Consider the following 13,384-nt stretch of genomic DNA (forward strand, 5'->3'; position numbering starts at 1 on the left):
ATAAGCCAAGTGCCCACGGGGCTTGATGCATGCATGTGTCAAAAGCTATCCTTTTCAACAAAATAGCATTGGATTGCGGGAGAAATGAGAGTGGAGCTTCGTGACTGGTTGGATGGTTTGTCGACGTCAGAGAGTGTCATCTACATAAAGCGACTTTCAGCTAATGATACAGGGGCTACTGAATCACACCAAGTCGGTATATATGCACCAAAGCAGATCATGGATGAGGTCTTCCCAATCATAAACAGGACGAATGAAAAGAATCCGGAAACTGTTATAACGGCGCAGTGTCTTTCACACGATGTTCCTGACCAAAAAGTCAGAGTGGTATTTCAAAATACTAAATTTTTTGGAATTAAAAATGGACGTAATGAGGTTAGATTAACAAGGTGGGGCGGGAAAAAATCACCCATCCAAAATGTTGAATATACCGGTTCAATCGCAATATTTGGTTTTCACAAATCAAAAGGTGGAGACTTTGATTTGTTAGAGTTTTGGGTTTGCAAAAATATTTTGGAGGAGGCCGTGCTTGAGATGCTCGTGGGAGAGGTTCAGCCCGGGGTATCAATATTTGGTAATGCCGCACATGTGTTCTTAGGGTTAGCAAGTGGTGTAGGTGAGCGGATCGCTAAGTACAAGTTGCCGGAGAAATGGAGTACTTCATTCCCGTCTGGTTCAGAATTGATAAGTTATCTGCCTAATCTATATAAGTCGAAATCAACGGATCCTGATTCACAGTTGATGGAAAGACGGCATGTTGAATATGCGGTTTTTCGCCAAATTGAAGAAATTCACGAGTTACCAACGATTAAGGCAGGGTTTGAGACAATTGAAGACTTTATTCTGAAAGCCAATTCGGTATGTAATCGAAGGAAGTCTAGATCAGGCAGATCTTTGGAGCTGCATCTTGAGAATATATTTGAAGCCAATGGAATAGGTGGATTTTCTACTCAGGCTGTTACTGAAGGAAATAAAAAACCCGATTTTATTTTTCCTTCTATCAACGCGTACCAAGAACGTGCCTTTCCCGCAGATAAGCTACGAATGCTTGCTGTGAAAACTACCTGTAAAGATAGGTGGCGACAAATTCTCAATGAAGCAGACAGAATAACTACAAAACACTTGTTTACTCTTCAGCAGGGAGTGTCGGAGAATCAATTCCAAGAGATGAAAAATGCTGGGGTTAAGTTAGTTGTTCCAAGAAAACTACTTAAAAGCTTCCCTGAAAGTATCCGTTGTGAACTGACAACATTGTCCGAGTTTATAGAGGAACTCAAATCTCTCAAAGATGAAGGATAAGCGCAGCTACAACATGTCCCGCATTCGGGGTGAGGATACCCGCCCCGAGATGTGGTTGAGGAAGCGGCTCCATGCACTGGGGTTTCGCTATCGGCTGCACGACAAACGTTTACCGGGAAAACCAGATCTGGTTTTCTCTAAATACCAAGCCGTGATCTTTGTAAACGGCTGCTTCTGGCATATGCACCAATGTCGCTACTTTCAATTCCCAGCATCGTCCTCCACTAAAGGCCGTGGGCCGCAGTGGTGGCGGGAAAAGCTTGTCGGTAATCGGCAGCGGGATCTTGAGAACATCGAAAAGTGCCGCGAGCTTGGGTGGCGGGTATTGGTGTTGTGGGAGTGTGCGCTCAAGGGGACAGAAAAGTTGCCCGAGTCTCAGGTCCTGAAGCAAATCACCCAGTGGCTTGAGTCCGGTAGCCACTATCTGGAAATCCCTTTTCCTGCCAATTAGCACACTTAAAACTCATGAGCCGAGGAATACGCCTATTCCCCATCGAAGCCGCTTTGGCTGTTGGGCTGAGTGAAACGGGCAAGCCGAGGCATGGACGCTGAGGCAGAGACCGTCGAGCAGGACGCGAGTCGGTCTCGGTGCTCGTTTTCAGCCCATAAGGCCAAAGTGCTCGGCTTCGTTTGGGGTCGCAAGGGGATTGGATAAGGGGGCCAGTCGAAACGGCCCCCTTTCCTCGGGTGTGGGTTGAAGACCCACGATCTTTGCCAAACGAAGTTTGGCTATCAATACCTTAGCTGTCGAGAGACGTTCTAAAAGCTTAGCTCCTTGGTGAACAGCACTATCAGGAAATCCCGTCGCCGGATGCCATCAGGATCCAAGGTTCCGACAACCAGGGCAGGGGTTGACCCTGCCGCATTTCTTTACGCCGCTTTTAACCTTCGACTCATCATCACATTCGAGGCGATGGCGAACAGGCAGTAGCCGGTGAAATACCAGAAGCCGGGCTCGAACTGGGCGTGCATGATGATGAGCTCGCCCATCTGCCCTTTGGCGTTACCGGCGAGATAGCTGACGATAATGGCCACCACAAACACGTCGGCCATGCTCCACTTGCCGATGGCATCGATAAAGCCTTTGAGCCCCTGGGCGAGGGTGCCTGAGACAAACAGCAGCACGGCCTGGGATACGAGTTTCAGGGTAGGGATCACCACCGAAAAGGTGCCTATGAGTATGCCAACCAGCAGGTTGCCGCTGTCAAACAGGTCGCTGATGGTGCCTAAGATGCTGCGGCTTTTCTGGTAAATCTCTACTTGACCTTCCAGCTGATTAAAGCCCAAAAAAGCCGATACCGAGCCCAGGATGCCGCGCACTTCGCCATCGTCGGTCATGAGTTCTATGGTGGTTTGGGCAAACTGGGATTTGTCGGCCTGGCCGTCGAGGCTCAACATGGGCAGGCTCAGGCCGGGGATAAGCAGCGCCAGGGCGATGAGGATAAGCAGCAATTGCGGCCATTTACGTTGGGTTGTCATTCGATCTCCGGAACACAAAAATCGGCTGCCAGGGCAGCATTGGGTATGCATGTATCAGTGATTTGGGCAGTGTTTTAGCCTGTCCCGGCTGAAGGAACGCTGAACGCCTGCTATTCAGTTGCCGCTGCCGGTAAGCGTTTGGCACATCCCTGTCAAAAACCGTATGGAACAAAAGCAAAGCCGTGCGTTGGGCGACTGTTTGGCGCAGTGCTGGTTGCTTTTGTTGGCTGCCCTGTTTGCGCCTTAGTGGCTTAAGTATTTGTCCAGTAAACCGTAAATGGCGTTTGGCATGATGGGTTTGGGCAGATAGTCGGTGGCTCCCAGCTTGAAAGCGAACTCCTGATCCGAGGCTTCTGTCAGTGAACTTATCACAATGACAGGAATGTCAGCGGTTGCCGTATCAGACTTGAGTTGGCGGATTACCTGATAGCCGTTGATGTTGGGCATGGTGATATCCAGCAGAACAATATTGGGGCGCATTACCGACAAGAGTTCGAGTGCGGTGCTGCCTGAATTGGCAGCGGTCACCTCATAGCGTTCCGCCAGCAGCGACAGGAGCACGCCAATACACACAGGGTCGTCGTCAATGACCAGAATTTTTGCCTTTTCCATTTGCTCCTCTCCCTTTGACGTTATTGCCTGATTTGCCGACGTTAAAAGGCCGGACTTTCAACCTTGAATCGTGCCTGATAAGTTAGCACCATCATGCGTAACATAATAGCAACACTATGAACGAACAAACGCCGTTTGATTTTGCTTCCTTAGCCGCCCAGTTTGCTGCCTTTGCCTGGGGGCCGCATATGCTGTTCCTGTTGGTGGGCGGCGGGTTGTTTTTCCTGATTTATTCAGGTCTTGCGCCTTTTCGCTACCTTAAACACGCCATCGATATAGTGCGCGGTAAGTATCCCGAGGCCGATGCCGCAGGCAATATCAGCCATGCCGGGGCCCTGTCGAGCGCCATGGCCGGCACCGTGGGCATGGGCAACATCGGCGGGGTGGCGCTGGCGATAGTGGCCGGCGGCCCCGGTGCCATTTTCTGGATGTGGATAAGCGCGCTGGTGGGTATGGCCACCAAGTTTTTTACCTGTACTCTGGCAATTATGTATCGCGGCACAGATGAAACCGGCCGGGTGCGCGGCGGCCCCATGTATATCATCACCCATGGGCTTGGCGCCAAATGGAAGCCGCTGGCGGTGTTCTTTTGTCTGGTGGGGCTGGTGGGTAACTTCCCGCTGTTCAACACCAATCAGCTGGTACAAATCCTCAAGGAATATCTGTTTCTCTCCCCCGGCGACACGGGCGTTGCCGTGGGCAGTGGCGAGCATTTTGCCCTGGAGCTGGGGATGGGCCTTGCCATCATGACCCTGGTGGCACTGGTGATTTTGGGGGGGATCAAGCGTATTGCCGCCGTGGCGATTCGGGTGGTGCCGGCGATGATCCTGCTGTACGTGGGCTGCGCCCTCTATGTGATTTTCAGCCATCTCGGCGAAGTGCCCATGCACCTGTGGCGCATAGTGGAAGATGCCTTTTCGGTGCAGTCGGTGGCGGGCGGGATTTTGGGCACCATGCTTACCGGCGTGAAGCGGGCGGCCTTTTCCAACGAGGCAGGCATTGGCACCGAGGTGATGGTGCATGGTAATGCCAAAACCTCAGAGCCGGTGAAAGAAGGGCTGGTGGCCATGCTCGGCCCCGCCATCGATACCCTGTTGGTGTGCACGGCAACCGCGCTGATTATTCTGATTTCCGGCGTGTGGGAGCAGGGCGGTGCCAACGGCATCAGCCTTTCCAGCGCCGCCTTTGCCGAAACCATTCCCGGTGTTGGCCCTTATCTGCTGCTGATTTGCGTGTGCTTTTTTGCCATTACCACCATCTTCACCCAGGCGTTTTACGGCAGTCAGTGCTTCGCCTTCCTCTTTGGTGCAAGGCGTGAGCGCTGGTATTTGTATTTGTATTTGCTGGCGATTTTGTTCGCAGCCACCAATAGCCTCACCGACATAGTCAATATCATCGATGGTGCCTACGGCCTGATGGCCATTCCCACCATGACGGCGGCGCTGCTGCTTGCCCCACGGGTGCGGGCCGCTGCCAAAGATTACTTCCGCCGCCTGCGATCGCAGGGGGATGAAATAGTCGGCAGTGACGACCCGGTGGAAAGGCGTTAAAGGCCGCCGAAGCAGAGCACGGGCGAAAAAGTCCCGGGTGGGGTTTGGGCAAGGGGGTGTTTGGGCGTACAATCGGCGTCCCTGATGCCGTTATTAACAGGAAGTGAGATGTCCAACTGCCAGCCGCTCGGTTTTGACTGGGTACTATTTGATGCCGATGAAACCCTGTTTCATTTCGATGCCTTTGCCGGACTCAAGCGCCTGTTCCAGCGCTTCGGCATTGACTTTGATGCGGCCCATTATCAGGAGTATCAACAGGTCAACAAGCCTTTGTGGGTTGAATACCAGGAGGGGCGCATCAGTGCCAAAACCCTGCAGGAGCAGCGATTTGCCCAGTGGGGCGAGCGCCTGGGTGTGGCCCCGGCGGAATTGAACTCGGGCTTTTTATCGGCCATGGCCGACATTTGTGCCCCCTTGCCCGAGGTGCCTGAGCTGCTCGAAAGCCTCAAGGGGCGTTACCGCCTTGGCATCATCACCAACGGCTTTACCGAGCTGCAGCGGATTCGTCTCGAGCGCACCGGCTTTGCCGACCATTTTGAACTCTTGGTGATTTCCGAAGAGGTGGGCATTGCCAAACCCGACCGGGCCATTTTCGACCATGCCCTGGATGCCATGGGCAATCCGGCCCGCGAGCGGGTGCTGATGGTGGGCGATACCCTGTCGAGCGACATTCTGGGGGGCCTTAACGCCGGGCTGCACACCTGCTGGTACAACCCAGATGCAAAAGTCATTGAGCAGGGTATCCAGCCCCATCTGGAGATCCGCTGCCACAGCGAGCTGGCCCGTTTGCTGGCCTGACGCCGCTCTCTCACGAGCCCCTTTACCCTTCCCAGCTCCTTCTCCCTTCCAGGCCGCGCGCGCTCTTTCATCGCTCGCGGCTTTGTTTTTCCTGTGTTTTTTCGCTCTCCCCTGACGTTGCCGATTGTTGCAAATGTTGCGCACTTGTTGTGAATACGTATGCATAAGATTGAGCTGATAATTTGACCAAGCTTAGTATGGAGCCACAGGATCCAATACTCCTTGGTGTCTGAGGTACAGGCGGGTGTTGGCCACAACAAGTGTCGTAAGACCAGGGAGAAAAACGCATGTTCAAGCTCAAACCCAGTGTCCTGACTCTGGCGTTGGCGGCTGCCGGTTTGCCTTTGGCCATGCTGCATTCAGCGGCATTTGCCGCCGAGCCGCAGCAGAGCGAGCCAACGCAAGCCGCTGAAGCCTCAGAGAAAGAGACAGATAATCAGGCCAAACTCAATCCGGATGATGTGGAACGCATCGAAGTCACGGGTTACCGCCGCAGTCTTATCGACTCACTCAATGCCAAACGCTTTGGCGATACCGTTTCCGAGCAGCTGTCTGCCGATGATCTGGGCGCCTTGCCCGATGTGTCCATGGCCGACGCCCTCACGCGCCTGCCCGGGATCTCGGCGGTGCGCACCGGTGGCCAGGCAGCAGAAATCAATATCCGCGGTATGTCCGGCGGTTTTGTGTTTTCTACCCTCAATGGCCGTGAGCAGGTCTCCACCAGTGGCTCACGCAGCATCGAATTCGACCAATATCCTTCTGAGCTCATCAACTCGGCAGCCGTGTACAAGTCGCCAAAAGCATCGCTGATTGAAGGCGGTCTGGCCGGTACAGTGGAACTGGCCACCGCCAGCCCTCTGGCTGCGGACAAGGATCAGAATGTCACCCTCAATGCCCGTGGCATGTACAACGACAGGGCCAGCGAAGTCTACGGCGCCGAGGAATTCGGCCACAGACTGAGTTTTTCCTATCAGGGCAAGTTCCTCGATGAAACCCTGGGCGTGGCACTGGGTTATGCCCGGCTCGAGCAGCCCAGCGTAGCCACCCAGTTTATTGGTCTGGCCTACAGCGACAACAAGGATGTGGACGGCCTGGCCGACGACACCAATGGCCCAGAGGCCAATCCCGCCAACGAATACATCAGCGAAGGCTTCGAGATGCAGCATTTGGGCGGGCTCGAGGTGCGTAACGGCTATATGGGCGCCATTGAGTGGGCGCCGGTGAGTAACTTCAAGCTCAAGGCCGATGCCTTCCTGTCGCGCTTTGACAGCGAAGCCTTTGCCCGTGGTTTCCGGGTAAAACTCGGCGGCCCCACTACTGCGGTGGCCAATCCCGTGCTGGATGGTAACTCAGTGATAGGCGGCACCTTTAACCGCACGTCCCAAAGCTACACCCGGGTGGAGCTGGTGAACGATGACAACCAGGACTTTGACCAGGTCAACAGCTTTGGGGTGAACGCCGACTGGCAGATTACCGACCGCCTGAATGTGGCGGCGGACGTGTCTTATTCCTCCGCCAAGAGCGATTTCCGTAACGGCCTTTTGTGGTCGAACGTGGCCGTGGATGCCAATGCCGACAAGCCGCTGTTCGATGAAAACGTCTCCATCAGCTACCTGCTCAATGGGCTGGACCTGCCGGATCTGGGTTTCAATCAGGCCGATGCCTTCTCGGACATCAACCGGGTGATGGTGAGTAAATACGGTATCTATCCCTATGAAAACGAAGATGAAGTAAAAGCCTATCGCCTGGACTTCAAGTACGATTTGGACAGCGACTGGCTGTCGTCGGTGGAGTTTGGCGTGCGTTGGTCCGACCGAACCTACAGCAACGACCGTTCGGTGTTTGAGTATGGCAACGACGGCGGCTTCTCCAGCACCGAGCCACCACTGCGACTGACCCAGGATATGGTAACCGTGGTGGATTGGAGCGGCGACTTCAGCTACTTCCCCTCCTATCTGGCCATCGACCTCGACAAGGCGCTCAACGCCTGGTTCCCCGATGGTATTCCTCAGCCGGTGCAAACCTGGGGTAATGCCGATGGGGTGCTTGACCCCATGGGTTACACCACCAACTATTCCTGGTCCGTGCTGCAAAGCGGCGAAGTGTATGAAAAGGTGCTGGCCAGCTACCTGATGTTCAACATAGACACCGAAATCGGTGGTTTGCCGCTGACCGGTAACATAGGTCTGCGCGTGGTGGATACGGATCAGTCGGCCACCATGCTGCAAAACGTGGGCGGCGATCCGGCCCAGGGTGCCCAGTACATTGTCGATGAAAACGGCATAGTCAACGACCTCTATGCCCCAACGGTCGTGGGAGTGACCTATACCGACTATCTGCCATCCATGAACCTGAGCCTCAAGCTCACCGACGACAGCCAGCTGCGTTTTGCGGCGGCCAAGGTCATGTCGCGGCCACCCATCAACCGCCTGGCGGGGGATGTCAGTGCCTCGGTTAACGATGACGGCGAGATTAACGGCTCCAGTACCAATAACCCCTTCCTGATGCCCTTCTACGCCACCCAGTATGACCTGTCTTACGAGTACTACTTCGAAGAAGGCGCGCTGGTGGCAGCGCTGTTCTACAAGGACATCGACTCCTTTATCGACACTGTGGCCATCGCCGACTTTGACTTCCGCGGCCACGGCTTCAACGTACCCGATTACATAGTGGATCCCGACAGCGGTGAGCAGAAAGCCACCACCAACGGCACCTACACCACGGCGGTCAACAACACCGAAGGCGGCTATATCCGTGGTCTGGAACTGGCCTACACCCAGGTGTTTGCATCATTGCCCAGTCCCTTCGATGGCCTGGGGGTGAACACCAGCTACTCCTACACCGACAGTGAGGTGCAGAAACTCACCAGTCTGGGGGGCGACAGTGTGCCGCAAACCTTGGAAGGTCTGTCGAAGCACGTTGCCAACCTGACCCTGTTCTATGGCTACGAGGGTTTTGAAACCCGTATCAGTGCCCGTTATCGCTCGTCCTTCGTGTCTGAGCAGGTGGCCATCAACAGTCAGGTGGTGAATTACGATGCCGAAACCGTGATTGACTATCAGGCCTCCTATCAGATTAACGACAATCTCGGGGTGCTGTTCCAAGTCAACAACCTTACCGACGAGCCCACCAAGAGCTACTTCGGCACCGAGGCCAAGACAGGCACCCTGCAGTATTTCGGCCGCCAATTCTTCCTGGGGGTAACCTATGCCATGTAACCCCAAGGCGGTGCGACAAGGACATCAACTCACTTTTACCGAGGGACGACTCATGCTGAGTATCTCTAAACTTGCCCGACTGTTTGCACTGGCCCTGGCTGCCAGTGTGCTGTGGGGCTGTGGCAGCGATTCATCCGAGCCCGGCGAGGTGCTGCTGACATGTAATGTGCCCATGGTGCCCGACGCCACCGGCACCCAGTGTGTGGCGCCGCCACCTATCCAGTGTCCGCCACCCACAGTGCCCGATGCTAAAAACGAGCAGTGTGTGGTGGGCGCCGATCCCACCTTGCCTGACCCTGTGTATTTCCCCAAGGCCAACGAGGCGGTGATCTACTACAACCGTCCCAAGGATGCCGATAACAGCCCCAACGATCCTGTTTACGACGGCTATCGGTTGCACACCTGGAACAACGACACCTGTGACGCCTATGCGCCGCCATTCGACAGCAGCGACTGGGCCAATGGCCATGAGTTTGATGGCATAGACCCCAACTACGGCGCCTACTGGATCCTTAACCTCAAGGAAGGCTACGGCGAGTGCGGTAACTTCATCATCCACGTGGGCACCGAGGGCAGCGGCAAGGCCCTGGGTGACGGCGACTTCAAGATGCCCCTCAAGCAGGATGACGAAAAGTTCGTGCGGATGAACTTTACCCTCCATGGCACCCCTTCAGTATTTGAGTATCCCATCCTCAATCTGGGCCCACAGCCTGCGGTGTTCAGCAATATGAGTGCCCACTGGCTCGACCGTCAGACGCTCTTGTGGGATCAAACCGAAGAAGGCGTGGCCGAGGTGCGGCTGCACTATTCCGCCAAGGCCGACCTGACCATAGATGACAGCGGCATCAGTGGCGGCAGCCATGTACTGACTGCCACTGAACTGACCGAGGCCCAGCAGGCGAGAGCGCCTGAGCTGGCGTCCTGGCAGGCCTATCATTTGGATGTCAGCGCCGAAGAGGCCAAATCTTTGGCCAAGGCGCAGCTGGCAATGGCCGCCTTCGATGCCGACGGCAAGCCCCTTTACGCCACCTTTGTACAACAAGCGCGGGCCCTGGATGACCTCTACACCTCCGGCGATGCCGATGCCAATGAGGCAAACCTTGGGATCAGCTACGATGGCGATGCGGTTACCGCGAGACTCTGGGCCCCCACGGCTCAGGCCGTGACCCTCAAGGTGTATGACGATGCGAAAAACCTGACCCGTAGCGAGGCCATGACCGAAGACCCGGCCACCGGTATCTGGTCGTTCACCGGCACCGGGCTGGACCGCCGCTATTACCGCTATGAACTGACCCTGTATCATCCGGTCAGCAAAAAGCTCGAAACCGTCGAGAGTACCGACCCATACTCGGTGAACGTGTCTGCCAATGGCCGTTTCAGCCAGTTTGTTAACCTCAGTGACACCGACACCATGCCCGAGGGTTGGGATGGCCATGCGGTGCCCGAGGTGGCAGACCCCGAAGACATAGTGGTGTACGAGGGCCATGTCCGCGACTTCAGCATTCGTGACGAGAGCACCAGCGCCGCCAACCGCGGCAAGTATCTGGCCTTCACCGAAGAGGGTTCGGCCCCTGTGGAGCATCTGCGTTCATTGGCACAGAAGGGCCTGACTCACTTCCATGTGCTGCCTGTGACCGACATGGCCACGGTGAACGAGCTGGAAGATGAGCGGGTAGAGCTGACCGACACCCTGGGCACGCTGTGCAGCAAGATTAACGACAGTGCCGATGCCTGTAAGACCAAGGACAAGGGCGCCACCATCCAGAGCCTGCTGGAAGACAGCCTGCCCGGCTCCGCCGATGCCCAGGCACTGGTGAATGCCATGCGTGGTCTGGATGGCTTCAACTGGGGCTACGACCCACAGCACTTCCTGGCACCCGAGGGCAGCTATGCCTCCAGCCCCGATGGTGTGGCCAGAGTGAAAGAACTGAGAGCCATGAACATGGCGCTGCACGGCATTGGTCTTCGCACCGTGCTCGATGTGGTGTACAACCACACCAGCTCCTCCGGGCTGTATGACAACTCAGTGCTCGACAAGGTGGTGCCCGGCTATTATCACCGCTACGACCCTGTGACCGGTGCCATGCAGCGCTCTACCTGCTGCGAAAACACCGCCACCGAAAACGCCATGATGGCCAAGCTGATGAACGACACCCTGGTGTCGCTGGCGCTGGACTTCGGTTTCGACGGTTTCCGTTTCGACATCATGGGCCATATTCCCAAGTCGGCCATGCTGGCGGCGCGGGATGCGGTGCGTGCTGTGGATCCTGACACCTACTTCTACGGTGAGGGCTGGAACTTCGGCGAGGTGGCCGACAACCGCCTGTTCGAGCAGGCCACCCAGGCCAATCTGGCCGGCACCGAGGTGGGCAGCTTCAACGACAGAATTCGTGAAGCCATCCGTGGTGGCAGTCTGTTCCAGACTGAACTCAAGGACGAAGTGCTGCGGGATCAGGACACCCTGAGGCTGTCCATGGCTGGTAACCTCAAGGACTATGTGCTCAAGGACTTTAACGGCAATTCGGCCAAGGGCAGCAGCTTCAGCTGGAACTCACAGCCCACGGCCTATGCCACCGATCCGGCCGACATCATCAACTATGTGTCCAAGCACGATAACGAGACCCTGTGGGACAAGCTGCAATACAGCCTCCCCGTGGGCATGAGCCTGGAAGACAGGGTTAGGACCCAGAATATTGCTGCCACTGTGCCACTGCTGAGTCAGGGTATTCCCTTCCTGCAGTTGGGTGGCGACATGCTGCGCTCCAAGTCCATGGACCGCAACAGCTACGACTCCGGTGACTGGTTCAACTATGTGGACTTCACCCAGTCCGGCAACAACTGGAACGTGGGTCTGCCTCTGGCACAGGACAATCAGGGCAACTGGAATACCATCACCGGTATTTCGGCCAACCCCAATACCGCGGCCTCGGCCAGTGAGATAGGCTTTGCCTCCGAGGTGTTCGGCGAGTTTCTGCAAATCCGTCACCAGAGCAAGCTGTTCCGTCTGACCACCGCCGAGGACATCATTGCCCGGGTTGGCTTCCACAACGTGGGCAAGCGCCAAACCCAGGGTGTGATTGTGATGAGCCTGGATGATGGTGCGGGTCTGACCGATCTCGACCCTGCGGTTGACGCCATAGTGGTCATGGTCAATGGCACGGCAAGCAGCCAGTCCCATACCGTACCCACGGCCGCGGGCTTCAGCCTGCATCCGCTGCAGGCATCTTCCATCGATGCCAGGGTGCGCGGCGCCAGCTTCAGCGCAGGCGATAACGAGGGCACCTTTACCGTGCCTGCCTACACCACGGCGGTGTTTGTTAAGACCCAGGGCTCGGCGCAGGGCGAAGGTCTGTCGGCCAATGCCACCGTGGGCGCTCCCGATGTGGTGCCCTATGGCAGCACCACTGTGTATGTCCGTGGCAGCCTGAATGGCTGGGGCACAGGCAATGCGCTGCAATACGTTGGCAACGGCGAATACCGGGTGGCTATCACCTTGGCACCCGGCGATTATGAGTTCAAGCTGGCGTCGGAAGACTGGAACACGGTGGACTTTGGTGGTGTGTCTGCAGAGGTTGCCGATGTGGAAGAGGGCGTGGCCGAGCAACTGGCGGCCAAGGGTGCCAACCTTAAGTTCAGCGCAGCACTGGCGGCGACCTATGTGTTCTCCCTCGATGCCAGTGACAAGGATAACCCGCAGCTGACCGTGTATAACGAGGAGCCGTTCCCCGGTACCCAGGTGTACCTGCGCGGTGATATGAACGGCTGGAGCACCGACAACGCCATGACCTATCTGGGTGGCGGCGTTTACCGGGTCGATGTACAGCTCACCGCCGGCAGCAAGGGCTTTAAGCTTGCCTCCAGCGACTGGAGCACAGTGGACTTTGGTAGCGGTGAGGCCGATGGCAGCGTGACCCTGGGCGTGGAGAAATTCCTGGCCGTGAAGGGTGGCAACCTCAGCATGAACTTTGATGAGGACACCAGCTACAGCTTTATCTTCGACCTGTCGAACCGCAGCGAGCCTTTGCTGACCGTGTACAAGACCGACATTTTTGCCGGCACCCAGGTGTACCTGCGCGGCGGCATGAATGGCTGGGGCACAGACAACCCCCTGATGCATCAGGGCGGGGGCGTCTACAGCACCGAAGTCAGCCTCGCCGCCGGTGCGGTTGAGTTCAAGGTGGCAAGCTCAGATTGGAGCACAGTGGATTTCGGTGCCCTGTCAGGCGATGTTGCCGATGTGGCGCTGGACGAGGCCGAGCCGCTGGCGGCCAAGGGCGCCAACCTCAAGCTCAATGTGCTTGATGCCGGCACTTACCGCTTCACTGTAGCAGGCCCAGACCCCAAGGCACCCAGTCTGACAGTGACCAGGGTGAATTAACCTGACAATAAAAATAGCCGCCCTTGGGCGGCTATTTTTTTGTCTTCTTA

8 protein-coding genes are annotated in these 13,384 nt (G+C 56.2%); 6 read left to right on the forward strand and 2 right to left on the reverse strand.

Features of this window, described 5'->3' with window-relative positions:
- Positions 1-90 precede the first annotated feature (90 nt).
- Entirely contained in the window at positions 91-1,299 is a 1,209-nt protein-coding gene (locus K0H79_RS01440) for a type II restriction endonuclease (RefSeq protein ID WP_258405449.1), read from the forward strand.
- Positions 1,289-1,750 (forward strand): very short patch repair endonuclease, encoded by a 462-nt coding sequence (locus tag K0H79_RS01445; RefSeq protein ID WP_220077064.1) that lies wholly within the window; start codon positions 1,289-1,291, stop codon positions 1,748-1,750. The genes K0H79_RS01440 and K0H79_RS01445 overlap by 11 nt, the downstream gene beginning before the upstream one ends.
- Positions 1,751-2,169: 419 nt before the next feature.
- Here K0H79_RS01445 and K0H79_RS01450 read toward each other — a convergent pair whose 3' ends face one another.
- Positions 2,170-2,778, reverse strand: a complete 609-nt coding sequence (locus K0H79_RS01450; protein ID WP_220077065.1) for a paraquat-inducible protein A — start codon at positions 2,776-2,778, stop codon at positions 2,170-2,172.
- Positions 2,779-3,021: 243 nt separating this feature from the next.
- Positions 3,022-3,390 (reverse strand): PleD family two-component system response regulator, encoded by a 369-nt coding sequence (locus K0H79_RS01455; protein WP_220077066.1) that lies wholly within the window; start codon positions 3,388-3,390, stop codon positions 3,022-3,024.
- A gap of 116 nt (positions 3,391-3,506) precedes the next feature.
- Between K0H79_RS01455 and K0H79_RS01460 the strand changes: the two genes are divergently transcribed.
- The 4 genes from K0H79_RS01460 (at position 3,507) to pulA (ending at position 13,334) form a co-directional block, all read left to right on the forward strand.
- Entirely contained in the window at positions 3,507-4,940 is a 1,434-nt protein-coding gene (locus K0H79_RS01460) for a sodium:alanine symporter family protein (RefSeq protein WP_220077067.1), read from the forward strand.
- Positions 4,941-5,048: 108 nt separating this feature from the next.
- Positions 5,049-5,738, forward strand: a complete 690-nt coding sequence (gene yjjG / locus K0H79_RS01465) for a pyrimidine 5'-nucleotidase (protein WP_220077068.1) — start codon at positions 5,049-5,051, stop codon at positions 5,736-5,738.
- A gap of 287 nt (positions 5,739-6,025) precedes the next feature.
- Complete coding sequence (locus tag K0H79_RS01470; protein WP_220077069.1) at positions 6,026-8,956, forward strand: TonB-dependent receptor; 2,931 nt, start codon at positions 6,026-6,028, stop codon at positions 8,954-8,956.
- Between the two features lie 52 nt (positions 8,957-9,008).
- Positions 9,009-13,334, forward strand: coding sequence for a pullulanase-type alpha-1,6-glucosidase (pulA, locus tag K0H79_RS01475; RefSeq protein WP_220077070.1), 4,326 nt, complete (start codon positions 9,009-9,011; stop codon positions 13,332-13,334).
- Positions 13,335-13,384: the final 50 nt, after the last annotated feature.

Source organism: Shewanella sp. FJAT-52076, from assembly GCF_019457455.1.
Classification (GTDB): domain Bacteria; phylum Pseudomonadota; class Gammaproteobacteria; order Enterobacterales; family Shewanellaceae; genus Shewanella; species Shewanella zhangzhouensis.